This window comes from Photobacterium toruni (genome assembly GCF_024529955.1).
GTDB classification, from domain to species: domain Bacteria; phylum Pseudomonadota; class Gammaproteobacteria; order Enterobacterales; family Vibrionaceae; genus Photobacterium; species Photobacterium toruni.
The window spans coordinates 271211-287907 of record NZ_AP024855.1; the positions used below are offsets into that span (position 1 = coordinate 271211).

Sequence of the window (16697 nt, forward strand, 5' to 3'; positions counted from 1 at the left end):
AAATCCTTTGAGTCGTGATTGAAATGCAACAACTTCCTTATAATATTGAATAAGATAACAGTGCAATCGTTCTAAAGAGCTTTCGAACGTACATAACTTGCCCCTTAACGTTGTAATAAAACAACTAAACTTAGTTTAGGACACTTTATGCTTTTAAAAGGACACTTTATGCTTTCAGCGACAATAACATTAAAAAGCCGAAAAAATTTAAAGGCTTACAAATTGAATAATCTATTTATAATAGTATTATTCACTTTCCATTCATGGCGACTTAGTTACAGTTATAAATATGAAAAAACAGTGCAAATATTTATATCTAATCGGATTTATCAGTATCTTTAGCTGTCAAGTTTTTGCAACATCAAATACTGATATCGATGAACATCACGATAATGTCATGGATGCAGTAGCCCAAGGACTTATTCAACCTTTTTCTGCGCTACAACATAAAGTTAACCAGCAGCTATTAGCTCGTATTATTCGCGTTGAATTAGATAAAAATGATAATGAATGGACATACGAATTAAAGTTAATTGATGCTAACAATAATATAATAAAAGTCGAGTATGAAGCCCGTACTCTTAAAATGATAGAAATAAAAGGACGCCATCTTGAAAGTGTCCTTAAGGTTCCAAAATGAAAATTTTAGTTGTTGAAGATGATATTACACTCGGTGAACAAGTTGTCACTGGTTTAGAACAAAATGGTTGGGTTGCTGAGCACTCTACCGATGGTATTGATGCGTTGTATCGTGCAACATCTGAACCATGGGATGCGATTGTTCTTGATTTAGGTTTACCCAAGCTAGATGGAATAACAGTTCTAAAAGGTATACGTGAAGAGAATGTTAATTGCCCCGTTGTGATATTAAGTGCCCGTAATGAGCTAACACAGCGTGTTGATGGACTAAATGCAGGCGCAGATGATTATTTAACCAAGCCGTTCCAAATGGTTGAACTCATTGCTCGAGTTCGTGCTCAACTACGTCGAGCGACTGGCAATGTTTCCCCTGTAATTCAAGCTGGTGATTTACGTTTAGACACTCGAACATCAAAAGTAACATGGCAAGATCAAATTATTGATTTAACAGCACTTGAATTTAAAGTTCTATCATATTTAATGCATAATACTGATAAGGTTATCTCTCGCACTGAGCTCGTTGAGCATATTTACAAGCAAGATTTTGACCGTGATTCAAATACTATCGAAGTGTTTATTGGTCGTATTCGTCGTAAAATTGGTAATGATGTCATCAAGACAGTGCGTGGTCTTGGATATCGTATCAATGCGAATTAATCTATCCAAAAATCGCCGACCAAGTATTCGTAACCGACTGCTCATTGCTGCAGCAGTCTGGTTATTGGCGATTACATTATCAGCGGGTTATCTTGTTCCTAGTTTTATTAAAACCTATTTAATTGAACAAGAAAAATCACAGCTATACCTTTATATGGATCAAATTACAGCCCAAGTCGATATTGATAAGCATGGTCAACTGTTTGTTGATGGTCGCCTATCCAATCCCCGCTTTAATTTTCCATACAGTGGTTTATATTGGTCATTAAAACTCAATAACCAAGTCTTACGCTCACGTTCGCTATGGGATACCACCATCAAAGGTAATACTCAAAAAGGATTTGAAGGCCCCAATAATCAATCTTTAATTGTCGTGAAACGTAAATTTAGCCTGCCTGATAGTGACCACCCTATCGAATTATCAGTAGCGGTTAATCAAGACAAGCTACTGAAAACACTACAACAATTAACCCATGGTTTATGGATTATTCTTATTATCATGGCGATTGGTATTTTAGTATTAACAACCTTGCAAGTCAGCTGGTCATTATGGCCACTACGTAAACTTCGCAAGAATCTTATTGAAGTACGAGAGGGAAAATCAACTGAGCTTACAGGGCTTTATCCCATTGAAATACAACCCGTTATAGACGATCTTAATGCGTTGCTCTTTCACTATCAGGAATTACTTTTACGCGCTAGAAACCACTCAGGAAATCTATCACATGCGTTAAAAACGCCCATTGCCATTCTTAATAATGAAGTCTCGCTATTAGATTCAACCACACAAGCTAAACTAGCACCCGCGTTACAGCAATTACAGCAACATATTGATTATCATTTGGGTCGTGCACGCATGGCTGGCGCTATGAATATTCTCGCGACAAAAACAGCGCTATCACACCGTATTGATGCGATTTCATTAGCTATGGATAAAGTTTATGCTCATCGCGAAGTCATACTGGTAAATGAACTTGATAGTGATATCGTCATTGCAGTTGAAAAGAGTGACTTAGATGAAATGATCGGTAACTTAATTGAAAATAGCTATAAATGGGCTAATAGCCTAATTCGAGTTTATCAAGAATCAATTATTGATGGTCATATTGTATTGGTGATTGAAGATGATGGACCAGGTATTGCTCATGAAAAATGTAAACAAGTCTTAAAACGTGGTGTTAGATTAGATGAAAATACTCCAGGCACCGGGCTTGGACTTAATATTGTGAACGAACTAGTACACAGTTATCGCGGTAACTTAGTTTTAACTAACAGTACGTTAGGTGGTCTAAAAGCAATGCTATATCTTCCTATTCCTAGAAAGTAACCCATTATCATCACCCACATAATATCAAGCCCTACAACACTGCAACTATCTCTAGTTAAAACCATGCAGGGCTTCAATTTACTTTTGTAATCATTTTTTAGAGCCTACAACGCACGCATTAGAATTTCAAAATCTTCTTGCGCTGATTCAATTAAACACTCCAGTTCTTTTGCATCTTGATTTGTTAAATCTAATTGCCAGCAAACCCGCTCGGCTTCACGACACACCAATAATGTTTTCATTCCCGTTTTATTGAACCATAATTGCGAAAATTCAGCCTCGCAAACAGAATCATCTTCGGTGATCGTAATCTCTAATTGCCCTGTAGGGATCACTCGCACACTTGCATTACCCTGCTGACTACCACACAAGATAAAATTTCGCTGTTCCACTAACATTGTTATCTCTCCTTGTTGCTTATAATTAATAAGTGCACTGCACCTAACCACATAACAATAATAAGTGTAGATTCATTCATTTACTTAGCACATATTTCTATAGCTATTAATACATCTATCATTTCAGTCTATTGATTATTCATAATATCAATAACAATAGAAAAAACGCCAATAGCTATAGATCCTTTAAATAATGCGGTGATATATTAAAAAAAACACAATAGGAAGATAAAAATAGATGATAGATTTCCGCTCAGATACAGTCACTCGTCCATCCGAAAAAATGCGTCAGGTGATGGCTTCCGCTCTTGTCGGTGATGATGTTTATGGTGACGATACTACCGTTAATGATTTAGAGCGATGGGCAGCAGAACGCCATGGTTTTGAAGCTGCGATTTATTGCACATCAGGCACACAAGCTAATTTGCTAGCATTGATGGCGCATTGTGAGCGTGGTGATGAATACCTATGTGGACAACAAGCTCACAACTATAAATTTGAAGGTGGCGGTGCCGCTATTTTAGGTTCGATTCAACCACAACCATTAGAAAATGATGCTGATGGTAGTATTCCATTTACGAAACTAACCGCAGCAATAAAACCTCTCGATCCACACTTTGCACGCACTAAGTTGCTCAGCCTTGAAAATACCATTAATGGTAAAGTATTACCGTTAGAATATATTCAGCAAGCGCGTGAATTTGTTAATCAACATGGCTTACAAATGCATCTTGATGGCGCTCGAGTGTATAATGCTGCCGTTGCGATGAACGTCGATATTACTGATATTGTGCAATATTTTGATTCGTTTACAATTTGTTTATCAAAAGGTTTAGGTGCACCTGTCGGATCTTTATTATTAGGTGATAAAACCTTAATAGCAAAAGCGCGTCGCTGGAGAAAAGTGCTCGGAGGCGGTATGCGCCAAGCAGGTATTATTGCAGCAGCAGGTAAACTTGCTTTAACTGAAAATGTTGAACGCCTTGCGAATGATCACCACAATGCACGTTACTTAGCTGAACAGCTAAATGATATTGATGGATTTAGTGTCAATCTTAAACATATTCAAACTAATATGGCATTTGCAAAAGTTGATTCGCACATTGATCAGCCACAATTGATCGAAACATTAAAGCAACAAGGTATTTTGATCAGCGGTGGGAATCCAATGCGTTTCGTTACTCACCTTGATATTACAAAAGCGGATATTGATACTTTTATCGCCACGCTAAAAACAGCACTAAACTAAGATATATTGATTCACATATATTCCCTTAGCTCATATTATTACACTTTGTATTATGAGCTATATTTACCCCCTACCAACTAAAAATAAGCACTATTGAGCCATAGATGAGTGATAATACTTGCTGCATAGCCAAGTCCAATCACAGGAGTCCAGCGTAAATGTCCAAAAAATGTATATTTACCGTGGGCGGCCCCCATTAAGGCAACTCCAGCCGCAGATCCAATAGAAAGTAAACTTCCTCCTACTCCCGCCGTGAGTGTAACTAATAACCAATTACCTAATGACATATCTGGCAGCATCGTTAATACTGCAAACATTACCGGAATATTGTCAACGACAGCCGATAATAAACCAATCGTAATATTTGCCCATACCGGATCCCATTGGGTATACATTACTTCTGATGCTACGCCTAAATACCCGAGTAAGCTTAACCCACCAACACACATCACCACCCCATAAAAGAATAGTAATGTATCCCACTCAGCTCGAGAAACACGTTTAAATACATCAAACGGAACCACTGATCCTAATTGTTTTAAGGCTCTTTCATCATGTTTAGCTTCTGCTTGAGCTTTTTTCTTTGCCAACGATGATGGCAATGTTTTACGTAGAAAATAGCCAAAAAATTGCAAATAAGCCAATCCCATCATCATGCCAATCACAGGAGGAAAATGCAGCACACCATGAAATGCTACCGCTGTTGCGATAGTCAATAAAAACAAGACCACAATTCGACGAGCACCCCGTTTAAGCACTACGGTTTCTTGTAATGCTTGTGGTTGTGTTTTAGGAACAAAATACGCCATGATCATGGCAGGAATAAGATAGTTGATAACAGCAGGAATAAATAAAGTTAAGAATTGTTGAAAATTGACTAATTCTGCTTGCCATACCATTAACGTCGTAATGTCACCAAAAGGACTAAATGCTCCTCCTGCATTTGCTGCCACAACAATATTAATACATGCAATATTAATAAACCGAGTATTACCCTGACCGACTTTCAACACTACAGCACACATTAGCAAAGCCGTCGTTAGGTTATCAGCAATAGGGGAAATAAAAAAAGAAAGTATGCCGGTTAGCCAAAACAATGTTCGTAGATGAAACCCTTTATTGACCATCCAACTTTGTAACGCATCAAATAATCGCCGCTCTTCCATCGCATTGATATAAGTCATTGCGACTAATAGAAACAATAATAACTCAGTATATTCAAGCAAATTATGCTCTAGTGCTTGTTTTGCTATATCACCCATGCCATGTTGTTGATAAACGTAGCCAATCATGATCCAAATAAGACCCGCGGCTAATAGTACGGGTTTTGACTTACGCAACTGTAAATATTCTTCTGCCATAACGACACAATAAGCCAATATAAAAATGACTAACGCTGCATAACCTAATGACGTTTGAGTTAAATCACCTAAAGCAGACTCAGAAACAGTGGCCATAACGTTAGTGCTAAATATCATCATTGTAATGGTCAAACTGATTAATATTGCCCGCATACATTACTCATCAACAAATAAAGATGATGACATAGTAACAATTTATTATGCGCCAATATGTGAACCACCACATAAGTTGCGCAAATGTAAAATTAATGATAAAAATACTAATATTCTACTATGCTTATAGCATAAAAATAGCATTATATAACAAAGACAGAATGCATAAGGAGAGAGGCATGGATGATCTACAGTTATGGCTAACCACAATAAAAACATGGTATAGCGATGAAAATCCTAACAATATTAAACCACTTATCGCCATTATTTCGGCAACACCCATCTCTTTATTTACAGTAGCAGATCCTAATACTCACTCTCAAAATGAAGAGGCCCTCGCATATTGGTTAGATGGTTGTGACAAAATTAGTCGATTTTATCATCAGCAACAACCTGAGCTTGCTTTCACTTATATCCAATTACCTTATGCAAAATTACAAGCGCTTATCTGCGATCCACAACAAAGTGCTACAACTAAACGTTGGAGTTTAAAAAAACTAGATCATATTATTGTTACGTTATTAGAATTTTGCCAATGTCAACAATTACAGCATTGGCAACAACAAAGTGATGATTTAATTGATTTACATGTTATTTTTATGGCGGCACAACAACATTTAAATCTTAAATACTAATACGATTAACACGATGATATCAGTGGTTTACTCCACACAGCCTTAAAATCAAACCATCCCAATAAATTAGACTCCATACCTTGTAGTTGTACGTTATTATCTACACCCAACCAATTATGGAATAAAGGGATAATTTGTCCCGTTTGCGACAATGTTTCACCAATAATATCACTTGGAAATTTCGCATTGGCTACTGAGCGCCATTCACTGATTGCTAGCTGTAATTGTTTAAATTCACAACTAGGCATTACTCGTTCAATATGATCAAAATTATGTAGCCACGCAAGAATAGCGTCACAACGATTACTGCCTAAACTCATGCCATTTAACCAAATATCTATATTTTCAGCCTGTTGCCCAAGAACAATATCTTCATAACTTAATTCCATTATATTTAACTGAATTCCATCTTTCATAAGAATCTTTTCAATTAAAGAAGCAACATATGGATAGATCGGATGCTCATACTGATAAGCAAGCGTAACTACTTTTTTATGCGGTATTACAACAGATTGAGGTAACTGTTGAGTATGGATCCAACCGGGTAATAATCCATAAGCGTTAAATAAATTAAAATCCCCTACCTGTGTTAAATCCATCTCGCGCATCACATTTAGGCTATATAATCGAGACTGAAAATAATGCAGCCATTGTGGCTCTTGCGCCAAACCAGAAATACGGTTCAATAATAAGAATGTACAGCCTTGATCCATGGATAAGCGTGAGGAAATATGAACATGTTGCTCTAACTTATCCCCTAATGTCGGTTGTAAATAACATGCTGCAAAATTATTTAATATCCACACTTCAACGACATCACTCAGTGCTCTAAAACCAAAATAATGTTCAAACGCTTCCAATTTAAACCGTTGCTTATCATTAACAGTTACTTTATAAGGTCCGGTCCCTATTGGAAACGTTTCATAATCAGACAATGTGGCATGATTAGCGGGTTGAATCATCGCACAAGTATTGGCTAATAAATCAGGGAAACGATAGTCATCTTGAGATAAATGGAAATCAATAATATTAATAAATGGTGAAAGTACTTTATCGATATGTGCAAATAAAGCCAGTTGCTTCACTTCTGCAAAAGTAGCAAAAATATCATTACTATCTAACAATCGACCATCATGAAATCGAATTGCTGGTCGTAAATAAAAGCGCCAATGACGGGGCGTAATTGCTTCCCAAGAATGAGCAATGTCACCAATAACCGCTTCTTCTTCCCCTTTTTCCTCTTTTAGCTGTGTTAAACCACTGAATATTTGTCTAACCAAGTGTTGTTCAGAACGGCGTAACGGCTTTAATGGCGTAATATTTTCAAAGCTACGATAATAAGGTAAACGAACAATTTGCTTGCCTTGATGGTGAGAAATACCAAGCTGTTCTTGAATTAATTGTACCAATTTTTCAGCATTATTATCTAAGGCTGCCAAAGCGGGTTCTAGCTTACCATCTGCCACTAATTTACGAACATGATGAAGCTGTAACTCACTGTCTGTATTGTTAAAAATAAGTCGTGACTGTTTACCTCTGCCAACCGCTGGTTGCCAATCAACCCACCCTTTATCAACCATCTTATTGATCACCATTCGCACGTTACGACGCGTACAAAATAGGACTTCAGAGATATCTTGAAGGTTAGTCTCAGTGCTATCACCACTGAAATGATTATACAGACGTTGAAATTGCAATTTAAGCCGTTGACCACTCATAAAAAGGGGAACCTTATTTATTAATTTATGCTCTTTTAACTTCTCTACTTTAACTTAAAATAGAACATGTCAAAACAAAAACGTATTAACACAGAGTAAAATTATGCATCTTAACTCTGTGGCGTTTAATGTACTGACAAGGTTAATGAACATTGCCTGCAATGCGTTCCCCCAAACCATTGCGGCTCCTGAGTGATCATTAATAACACTGGTTGATATAAGCATTTTACTATATCAACCAGTCTTTCCTCTTTTTCACACCAAGCGATGCTGTTTTACACAAACATTACTATAGAATTTGCTTATTGAATGGGATATATATAAAAATATAACCCTCTATCAATCAGAATCGACTATCATTATGCCTGAATCTATTTCTCAGCCTTACGATTTTTCCTCTTTAATTCACAGTCGCCGTTCAGTTCGAAAATATGATTTAACGGCCGATTTTGATCATCAAGTAGTTACACGCGCATTAGAGTTAGCAGCATTGTCGCCAAACAGTTCCAATATGCAGTTGTGGCAGTTTCATCGAGTGATTAATAGTGATAAACGTCAGCAGTTAACGAAACTTTGTATGGGGCAAAATGCAGCTAAAACTGCGAATGAATTAGTTGTATTTGTGATTACACCAGATAAATGGCAACAGCGAACACGCATTAATGCCGCCCACATTCGTCAAATGTTTAAAGGTCGTGATGATAAAGCTTCTAAACGCGCCTTTAAATATTATGAGAAACTGATCCCATTTGTGTATCGCAATGATCAATTGGGTCTTTTAGGCTTAGGTCGCCAATTAATCTGCGCATTTTTAGGCAGAAATAAACCGATGATGCGTGAAGTAAGTAAAACGGATTTACGGGTCTGTCTGCATAAAAGTAGTTCATTAGCAGCAATGACATTTATGATGGCAATGCGCGCAGAAGGCTATGACACCTGTCCAATGGAAGGATTTGACTCTAAGCGCACTAAAGTCCTACTCGGTCTTAAAAAAAATGATGAAATCACCATGATTATTAGCTGTGGCAAACGTACAGATGAAGGTATTTATGGTGAACGTCAACGAGTGGATAATGAAGAAATAATTATTACTCATGCTTGATAGTTTGACTCGTAAAATAACAAAACAATAATATTCAGTTATATACTGTATTCTTTGATAGATAAGAGTAACCCAAATGTCTAATATCGTTCAGTTTTCTATATTCAGTCAGAATAAAAAAACAAATACTCCTCCACCAGCTAAAGCATCAAGTCCTAAAGCTTTAAGGGAACAGGTTGTATTGAAACAACAGAATCACTGTTACTTTTGTGGAATACGTAAAGAAACCAAAGATCTTAACTGGCTGAATCAGGTTGGCTTTAAACAAAAGACGCATGTTGTCTGTAGTAATTGTAGTTCTGACGCTAAATCGCGCCCAATGGATGAATTGCGAATAATTCTGGCACTAAAGGCAATGGATTTTAGAACTATTAAGATTCAACAATACCTTGAATTAAGAGAGAAAGGCATTCATATAGACGGCGTTCGTGATTACAAGTTCTACTTTGAAACTATTGAGTGATTGTAGGCTTGAAAATGTGACTATGTAGCAGAGTAAATCGACGTCAGAATTGACGTTATAAAACGCGAAATACTCGGCAAACAGTCATAAACTACCTTTAATACTCCTTATAATGGCGTATTAATGATATCAGTCTACAATTCAAAGAAAATGATTACCATATTTTGAAAGCTAAATTATCAAAGAAGCTGTTAACACCCAATTAAATAGTTATTCTACAACGGGCTAATGGTAGATTCCCTATCGTCCTCGCGACATTCACTGTAGGGAATGACGGAGTTTTAAGCACAGAGAGACAGGGCTCCCATATTGATACTATTTAATGGAGATCTCAGCGTATAATGAACAAACAGAGCCCCAGTACAATACTGAACGCTCTATGTCTGATAACCACTAATTTGTAGCGCGGTGATTTTTATTGCCAGTTAGGATTTTGACTTAAGGCTTGTGTGAATACATCTTTCACTTGTTGATCAGGCTGGCCAATATATTGATACGTCGCGTAAATACTTGGAGTGTTCAATGCATCAGGCACATCTTTTACATGTACGATCATTGAATACTTTTGATTATTATCAGATGTTAAAGTGATCATAAAATCACTTGCGCAATCATGTGGCTTACAAAAAGAAACCGCATCATAAGTATGTCCCCCCATCACAATAGCTTCCAACGGTGAGGTTACCATATTATCTTTAATCCAATCTGGAAGTTGTTTTTCCACACTTGCAACCGATTGAACAGTAGTTGCAGTTGTAACTTTAGTGCTTAGCTGATTCGACGATGTATGAGTGTTATTACACCCTACTAACATGACACTAATCGCTGCTACTAATATCAATTTTTTCATTATGACTCTTATACCCAATAGTTAGGTTTATAATTAAAACATCACTAATCAACATCATATATCGATAGCGCATATAACGACTATTGTTTTATTCCTTAAACTATACATTGGCTCTTATTGGAGTATATTTCATTCAGTCACAACACAAAATAACGCATGATTTTATCAAAAACAATTAAATAGCATACCTTATTATTGAAATTTAGGTTATGGTGTCGACAATTGAATAAAAGAAGTGATGATATGCCACTAATTACAGAAAAACTGATTACTTTAAAAAACGCGTGGATGGCTAGCCATATTACTGATGCTGAATTTCCAACCCCATTAAGTGAACAAGGTTTACATCTGTATCAACTCGCACATTCAGAACTGTCTACACAGATCATTGACTCAATTACTCCTCCAAGTGAATCATCGTTAACATTTTATCCTGTAGATTGTCACCCACTGACCATTCGTTATGCATTGGTCTATTCAAGCTATTGGCAACAAGAAGAGCAACAACAAGCTATTGTTGAATACTTAACTCAAATAATGTTTGAAGCAGATGCAAATGCACAACTTTATGTGGGTTTTTATAATGGTAAACCTGCAGCAACAGGTATGATTTATACTGATCTTAACGATGGCGAAAATATAGCTTTAATCAGCGATATACATGCATTACCACTCCCAAATCAAACTCAACTGATGCAGGATATGGAGCAGTATTTATTAGATCTTGCTCAGCAAACTTCCGCAACCGTTATTCTGCAAAAATAATATTAATTATCAAGATGTAATAAGATTGCATCTTGATATTTCATCATCTACCTCTCAAAAGCATAATGTTATTGATACTCCCTTTTGACGCCTGAATAAACTCTGCCATAATTACTACACAACGTCACTTTAGTGATTAGTTGCATAACAATTACATTTATGGACACTATTAGAGAATAAGGACTGATATGAAAGGGATCATTTTTACTGAATTTATTTCGATTGTAGAATCACAATTTGGTTTAGATGTCAGCCAACAAATGCTTGATCATGCAAAAGATTCTGGTATTTATACTGCAATTGGTAGCTATGATCACCGTCAGCTTATTAAACTAATAATGAGTTTAAGTCATATCACTAAAATTTCAGCAGCGCAACTTCAACAAACTTACGGACGGTTGGTTTTTCCTTCGTTATTACAAGCCATACCCATTCCTGATCTTGAAAGTGATAATACATTTAGTTTTATTAAAAAAGTCGAACAACACATTCATATAGAAGTGAAAAAACTCTATCCTGATGCAACACCACCAACATTCATTTTTAGCAATCAAACCCAATCGACAATGACAATGGATTATCATTCGGCACGTTGTATGGGGTATGTCTGCATGGGGCTATTAGAAGGATGCGCTGATTATTTTAATCAATCATTAACGATCAGCATGCAAGTTATCAATTCTTCGCAAAGCCATGTCAGATTTTCAATAATACTCGCAGGTGACTAACATGGATGCCAAACGTCAAATAATGTTATTAGAACGCAAACTAGAGCGGGAACATGCTTCTCGTATTATGGCTGAGAAATTATTAGAAATAAAAAGCCGTGAACTCTTTGAAACTAATAATATATTAGAAATATCATTGGAAAGACTACGATTACAGGCAGAATTAGATTCAGCCCAACTCGCCTATCAGACAAAAATTGAGAATTTACTCCTTACTTATGCACGACTATTTTTAAAACAAGCCCCCTCTTGTGACAATATTCAGCAATTAATTGAAAGTCTTATTGATGGTCATCATATTAGTGCTTGCTATATTTCAATCATGCCAATTGAAAATATTACGATCAGTGGTGATTATTGCAGTGGCCGAGAACAAATATGGCAACCACCAACAGAACTTAAAGATCAAATCTCTCTCTGGGATCCAACCTCTAACTTGTATTGGACAGTGCTAATTAATAACAATGATATTGTAGGGTATTTCGCAGCAAGAATATCAGCACCAATAAATAGAATAACCATTATTCAACAACATCTAGCACTTTTTTGTGAATTATTTCGTTCAGCTATTGGTCGTCAAATCACTCTTAGTAGAGCTATTCATGCGCGTCAACGTGCTGAAGATTCAGAACAATCAACCCGCGACTTTTTGGCAATGATTAACCATGAACTACGTACACCTCTTAATGGATTATTAGGCACTGCCGAGCTTTTACAAGATACGGATTTAAATTTAAACCAACGAAAATTACTAACAACATTAAATCACTCTGGTGAATTACTTCGCGCTATTATTAATGACTTACTTGATTACAGTAAAATAAATGCTGGTATGTTAGAACTAATAGAAAAGCCACTTGATAGCCATCTATTAGTCATAAAACTAAGGGATATTTTTTCTCATCGAGCATTAGAAAAACGGTTAGATTTTACTATCGATTATGATACTAACATTCCACGTTCAATTAATGCTGATGAAGATCGTCTTAAACAAATTTATGTTAACCTTATTGCGAATGCGATAAAATTCACCCATCAAGGGTTCGTACGAGCAAAATTTAGTTGGCAAAATAATTGCCTCATATTTACGGTAGAAGACAGTGGTTGTGGTATTGAAAAACAGCAACAACATAAGTTATTTAAACCGTTTAGTCAGATTGATATATCAAGCAAACGTAGTCATGAAGGTACAGGATTGGGATTGGCTATTTGTAAACAATTATGTGAACAAATGAACGGCAATATTACTTTATCTAGCGAAACCAATAAGGGCACTTCTTTTTCAGTTTCACTACCATTAACAATAAGCACTCTTGATGAGACATTATCAAATCATCCCCCTATTTCGCATGAAGCATTACAAAAATTGAACATTTTGGTTGTCGAAGATTTAAAAACAAACCAGATGATCATTCAATTAATGCTTCAAAAACATAAAATAGACGTCACTATTGTAGATAATGGTCAAGCGGCATTAGATATTATTGCCAATCAATCTTTTGACATTGTTCTCATGGATTGTCGAATGCCTATCATGGATGGTTATTGTGCAACTAAAATTTTACGCAAACAAAATTTCATTAAGCCTATTATTGCATTAACAGCAGGTACAACCACGGCTGAACGTGAAGCTTGTATTAATGCAGGCATGGATGACATTTTATGTAAGCCCTACATGGCATCTGAGCTGCTAACAATGCTCAATTCATGGTTCAATGCCACGCACCAACGTCATTATAAGCCGTGATTCAACAAGTGACATCACGGCTTAGCTATCACGATTCATTAGCGTCCATCATCATGCTTGCTTTTGGGGTAAATTCTTTAGCCCTGTCAGTGATGGTGATGGTTGTTGCACTAACTCATTCGCTTGAGGGGCCAATGTCGGTTTTAATAAGACATATTCCATAATATCTCGAGCTAATGGTGCGGCATGCCAGCCCCAACCACCATGTTCTAAGACTACCGTCACTAAAATAGAAGGATCATTAGCTGGTGCAAAGCCTGTAAATAAAGCATGATCCTTAAAATGCTCAGCAACCTCATTTGCATTATGTCGCTCAGTATCTTTTAGTGAGTATACTTGACTGGTACCGGTTTTACCTGCTACTTGAAACGGTATATTTTGAAACATTTTACTAGCCGTACCCTTTTCAATGACTAACTCCATACCCTTTTTAATGATCGCCCAGTCGGTTTTAGATACTGACGTTAACGGTTTAAAATCAGCAAACGTCACTGGCTGCTGAACTTTTCCATCAATGATATCTTTTAATAAATGAGGCCGATGTTCAATACCATCTTCTGCCACCACTGATGTTGCTTTCGCTATTTGTATCGGTGTTGCCGTCCAATACCCCTGACCAATCCCTAGTGGTACTGTATCACCCTGCATCCAATCACGGTGGAAGCGCGCCATTTTCCATGCACGAGTAGGCATTATACCCGTAGAATCCTCATCAATATCAATGCCTGAATGTTGGCCATAACCAAATTTTGTCATCCACATTGATAGTCTATCAATGCCTAAATCATAAGCAACTTGATAAAAATAAGTATTCACTGACTTTTCAATTGCTTTATAAATATCTACATTCATAAAACCTTGAGCTCGATCATCTCTAAACTTTCGACTTTTACTATTTGGAATACGCCACCAACCATGATTATTACGTACGGTATGTACAGTAATCACTCCAGTAGTTAATCCTGCTGCTGCAACCTCAGGTTTTACCGTTGAGCCTGGAGGGTATAAACCTAATGTCACACGATTAATGAGCGGTCGAGCAGGATCATTTAGCAGTGCTGTATAATCTTTTGACGATATACCATTAACAAATAAATTAGGGTTATAACTTGGACTTGAAACCATCGCTAAAATGGCTCCATTTTTAGGATTCATAGCAACAATAGCCCCTCGACGAACTTTGGTTAATATTAAACCTGTCGTAGGATCTTGCTGTTGTAATGTCAGTAATTTTTGCGCATAAAGCTGTAAGTTAATATCAATCGTTAATTTTAAATCTTTGCCTGCGACAGGTGGTACATAAGATAATGTTCGCACAACACGACCATGACTATTAACTTCAACAATTTCATATCCAGCCTTGCCATGTAACATGTCTTCATAAGAATGTTCAATACCTAACTTACCAATAGTACGAGTTGCTTTATAATTATCATATTTACCACTCTTTTTTAAAGTCGCAATATCATGATCGTTAATTTTTCCGACATAACCTAATAAATGAGTTAACGATGCACCATAAGGATAATAACGTTCCAAATGAGCATCAATATTAACGCCTGAATATTCAAATTTATTAACTGAGAATACAGCGACCTGTTTGTTATTCATCTGTGCAATTAGAGTCACAGGTTTAAATGCTTGTGTTTGGTGTTTCGCTTTGTTGAACGCAACAATATCTTGATCAGAAATACCTAATAATTTTTGAAGTTGCTTTAACACCTGTGGCAGATTTTTAACTTGATCTGGCGTTATCTCTAATGAACAGACCGGAATATTATCCGCTAAGATCACTCCATTACGATCATAAATACGCCCACGGTTAGGTGCAACAGAGATCCTTCGAATGCTATTATTATCTGCTCGAACTTTATATTCACTGTAATCTTGTATTTGCAAATGATAAATATTGCTCATTAAGATACAGGTTAAAATAAGAATACCAATAAATGCTTGAATAGCTCGACGAACAAACGAGGCGCTTTCTTGCTCGTGATCGCGAATCTGACGATGGCAGTGTTTTTTCATAGAACGATTAATAGACTCAGAATCAAAAGGAAATATTTGGTAGTGTTGAAGAATAACATGACATTTATTCTTTTATAGTATTAATTTCACCACAAAGGTTTAAATAATGATAGTTACGCATATATTAGCGGCTAATCTCACCATTAAAAGTGGTATAAAATTGACTGCCTGCAATTTACAACCGAACGGATAACGCTACAATACCGCTCTTCTTACAGCTAAAGATTTAAAAATGATAAGTTCTCGTTCTGCAAATAGCGTTATCGTGCTCGACTTTGAAACCACAGGCCTTTCACCAGCACAAGGTGATCGCGCAATAGAAATTGGTGCCGTAAGACTTGAAGATGGTCATGTTGTGGCACACTTTCAACAATTAATGAATCCTGGATTTCGAGTCAGTAGTTTTATCGAAAATTACACGGGCATCAGTAACAATATGCTTCGCACAGCCCCTTGTTGCGAAGATGTCATGGCAGAATTTGCAGATTTTATTGGCGATGCAAATCTTGTTGCACATAATGCTTCTTTTGATCAACGTTTTCTTACGGCTGAATTAGATATCATTGGCCGTCAATACCGAGAACAATTTGCATGCTCTATGCTTATTGCTCGGCGTTTATACCAACACGCGCCGAATCATAAACTTGGTACTTTAGTAGAATATAAGCATATTCATCATGATGGTGTTTTTCACCGAGCATTAGCCGATTCAGAAATGACGGCACGGCTATGGCTAACAATGATTAACGATATTAAACATCAATATGGCATTAACGAAGTCCCCTTTTCATTAATGCAAAAATTTGCGAAGACCCCTAAAGCCAATATCAGCAAAGTATTCAGTTAATAATAACGTATTTTCCTATACTTAAAGCAT

Annotated in this window: 16 protein-coding genes; 11 read left to right on the top strand and 5 right to left on the bottom strand. The window is 36.6% G+C overall.

Annotation, left to right across the window (positions count from 1 at the left end; translation table 11 throughout):
• The first annotated feature begins 289 nt into the window (after positions 1-289).
• From OC457_RS15455 to OC457_RS15465, 3 genes are read left to right on the top strand one after another with little or no spacing between them, the layout of a single operon-like run.
• Complete coding sequence (locus OC457_RS15455; protein WP_080175248.1) at positions 290-640, top strand: PepSY domain-containing protein; 351 nt, start codon at positions 290-292, stop codon at positions 638-640.
• Entirely contained in the window at positions 637-1296 is a 660-nt protein-coding gene (locus OC457_RS15460) for a response regulator transcription factor (RefSeq protein WP_080175249.1), read from the top strand. The genes OC457_RS15455 and OC457_RS15460 overlap by 4 nt, the downstream gene beginning before the upstream one ends.
• Positions 1286-2623, top strand: coding sequence for an ATP-binding protein (locus OC457_RS15465; protein WP_080175250.1), 1338 nt, complete (start codon positions 1286-1288; stop codon positions 2621-2623). The genes OC457_RS15460 and OC457_RS15465 overlap by 11 nt, the downstream gene beginning before the upstream one ends.
• A gap of 104 nt (positions 2624-2727) precedes the next feature.
• Here the strand turns inward: OC457_RS15465 and OC457_RS15470 are convergent, their stop codons facing one another.
• On the bottom strand, positions 2728-3021 hold the full coding sequence (locus OC457_RS15470; RefSeq protein WP_080175251.1) for a hypothetical protein: 294 nt from the start codon (positions 3019-3021) through the stop codon (positions 2728-2730).
• Positions 3022-3262: 241 nt separating this feature from the next.
• Here OC457_RS15470 and ltaE point away from each other — a divergent pair, with 241 nt between their 5' ends.
• Positions 3263-4270 carry a low-specificity L-threonine aldolase gene (gene ltaE, locus OC457_RS15475; RefSeq protein WP_210436091.1) on the top strand — a complete coding sequence of 336 codons (1008 nt, stop codon included), beginning with the start codon at positions 3263-3265 and terminating at the stop codon, positions 4268-4270.
• 77 nt (positions 4271-4347) lie between these two features.
• On the opposite strand, the gene nhaD is transcribed toward ltaE, so the two are convergent.
• Entirely contained in the window at positions 4348-5784 is a 1437-nt protein-coding gene (gene nhaD / locus OC457_RS15480) for a sodium:proton antiporter NhaD (RefSeq protein ID WP_080175253.1), read from the bottom strand.
• Between the two features lie 179 nt (positions 5785-5963).
• Between nhaD and OC457_RS15485 the strand changes: the two genes are divergently transcribed.
• A complete protein-coding gene (locus OC457_RS15485) occupies positions 5964-6419 on the top strand; it encodes a hypothetical protein (RefSeq protein WP_080175254.1) in 456 nt (151 codons plus the stop codon).
• Positions 6420-6424: 5 nt separating this feature from the next.
• On the opposite strand, the gene OC457_RS15490 is transcribed toward OC457_RS15485, so the two are convergent.
• Positions 6425-8137, bottom strand: a complete 1713-nt coding sequence (locus OC457_RS15490; RefSeq protein WP_080175255.1) for an SgrR family transcriptional regulator — start codon at positions 8135-8137, stop codon at positions 6425-6427.
• A gap of 361 nt (positions 8138-8498) precedes the next feature.
• On the opposite strand from OC457_RS15490, the gene OC457_RS15495 reads away from it, so the two are divergent.
• Both OC457_RS15495 and OC457_RS15500 read left to right on the top strand, forming a co-directional pair.
• A complete protein-coding gene (locus OC457_RS15495; RefSeq protein WP_162841690.1) occupies positions 8499-9239 on the top strand; it encodes a nitroreductase family protein in 741 nt (246 codons plus the stop codon).
• Between the two features lie 76 nt (positions 9240-9315).
• Positions 9316-9702 carry a hypothetical protein gene (locus OC457_RS15500; protein WP_080175256.1) on the top strand — a complete coding sequence of 129 codons (387 nt, stop codon included), beginning with the start codon at positions 9316-9318 and terminating at the stop codon, positions 9700-9702.
• A 415-nt stretch (positions 9703-10117) separates the two neighbouring features.
• Here OC457_RS15500 and OC457_RS15505 read toward each other — a convergent pair whose 3' ends face one another.
• Complete coding sequence (locus tag OC457_RS15505) at positions 10118-10552, bottom strand: Ivy family c-type lysozyme inhibitor (RefSeq protein ID WP_080175257.1); 435 nt, start codon at positions 10550-10552, stop codon at positions 10118-10120.
• 222 nt (positions 10553-10774) lie between these two features.
• Here OC457_RS15505 and OC457_RS15510 point away from each other — a divergent pair, with 222 nt between their 5' ends.
• The 3 genes from OC457_RS15510 (at position 10775) to OC457_RS15520 (ending at position 13792) form a co-directional block, all read left to right on the top strand.
• Complete coding sequence (locus tag OC457_RS15510; RefSeq protein ID WP_235866955.1) at positions 10775-11317, top strand: hypothetical protein; 543 nt, start codon at positions 10775-10777, stop codon at positions 11315-11317.
• A 188-nt stretch (positions 11318-11505) separates the two neighbouring features.
• Complete coding sequence (locus tag OC457_RS15515; RefSeq protein WP_080175259.1) at positions 11506-12045, top strand: heme NO-binding domain-containing protein; 540 nt, start codon at positions 11506-11508, stop codon at positions 12043-12045.
• A 1-nt stretch (position 12046) separates the two neighbouring features.
• Positions 12047-13792: an ATP-binding protein gene (locus OC457_RS15520; protein WP_080175260.1), complete on the top strand. Its 1746-nt coding sequence runs from the start codon at positions 12047-12049 to the stop codon at positions 13790-13792.
• A 51-nt stretch (positions 13793-13843) separates the two neighbouring features.
• Here the strand turns inward: OC457_RS15520 and mrdA are convergent, their stop codons facing one another.
• Positions 13844-15820, bottom strand: coding sequence for a penicillin-binding protein 2 (gene mrdA / locus OC457_RS15525; protein ID WP_080175262.1), 1977 nt, complete (start codon positions 15818-15820; stop codon positions 13844-13846).
• A 235-nt stretch (positions 15821-16055) separates the two neighbouring features.
• On the opposite strand from mrdA, the gene OC457_RS15530 reads away from it, so the two are divergent.
• Positions 16056-16667 carry a 3'-5' exonuclease gene (locus OC457_RS15530; RefSeq protein ID WP_210436092.1) on the top strand — a complete coding sequence of 204 codons (612 nt, stop codon included), beginning with the start codon at positions 16056-16058 and terminating at the stop codon, positions 16665-16667.
• The last annotated feature ends 30 nt before the right edge of the window (positions 16668-16697 follow it).

What these genes read in the sequence shown, in the direction of transcription:
- nhaD (WP_080175253.1), bottom strand. Translation starts at nt 5,784, where the DNA reads ATGCGGGCAATATTAATCAGTTTGACCATTACAATGATGATATTTAGC.
- OC457_RS15500 (WP_080175256.1), top strand. Translation starts at nt 9,316, where the DNA reads ATGTCTAATATCGTTCAGTTTTCTATATTCAGTCAGAATAAAAAAACA.
- OC457_RS15505 (WP_080175257.1), bottom strand. Translation starts at nt 10,552, where the DNA reads ATGAAAAAATTGATATTAGTAGCAGCGATTAGTGTCATGTTAGTAGGG.
- OC457_RS15520 (WP_080175260.1), top strand. Translation starts at nt 12,047, where the DNA reads ATGGATGCCAAACGTCAAATAATGTTATTAGAACGCAAACTAGAGCGG.
- OC457_RS15515 (WP_080175259.1), top strand. Translation starts at nt 11,506, where the DNA reads ATGAAAGGGATCATTTTTACTGAATTTATTTCGATTGTAGAATCACAA.
- OC457_RS15470 (WP_080175251.1), bottom strand. Translation starts at nt 3,021, where the DNA reads ATGTTAGTGGAACAGCGAAATTTTATCTTGTGTGGTAGTCAGCAGGGT.
- OC457_RS15460 (WP_080175249.1), top strand. Translation starts at nt 637, where the DNA reads ATGAAAATTTTAGTTGTTGAAGATGATATTACACTCGGTGAACAAGTT.
- OC457_RS15490 (WP_080175255.1), bottom strand. Translation starts at nt 8,137, where the DNA reads ATGAGTGGTCAACGGCTTAAATTGCAATTTCAACGTCTGTATAATCAT.
- OC457_RS15455 (WP_080175248.1), top strand. Translation starts at nt 290, where the DNA reads ATGAAAAAACAGTGCAAATATTTATATCTAATCGGATTTATCAGTATC.
- OC457_RS15495 (WP_162841690.1), top strand. Translation starts at nt 8,499, where the DNA reads ATGCCTGAATCTATTTCTCAGCCTTACGATTTTTCCTCTTTAATTCAC.
- OC457_RS15485 (WP_080175254.1), top strand. Translation starts at nt 5,964, where the DNA reads ATGGATGATCTACAGTTATGGCTAACCACAATAAAAACATGGTATAGC.
- mrdA (WP_080175262.1), bottom strand. Translation starts at nt 15,820, where the DNA reads ATGAAAAAACACTGCCATCGTCAGATTCGCGATCACGAGCAAGAAAGC.
- OC457_RS15465 (WP_080175250.1), top strand. Translation starts at nt 1,286, where the DNA reads ATGCGAATTAATCTATCCAAAAATCGCCGACCAAGTATTCGTAACCGA.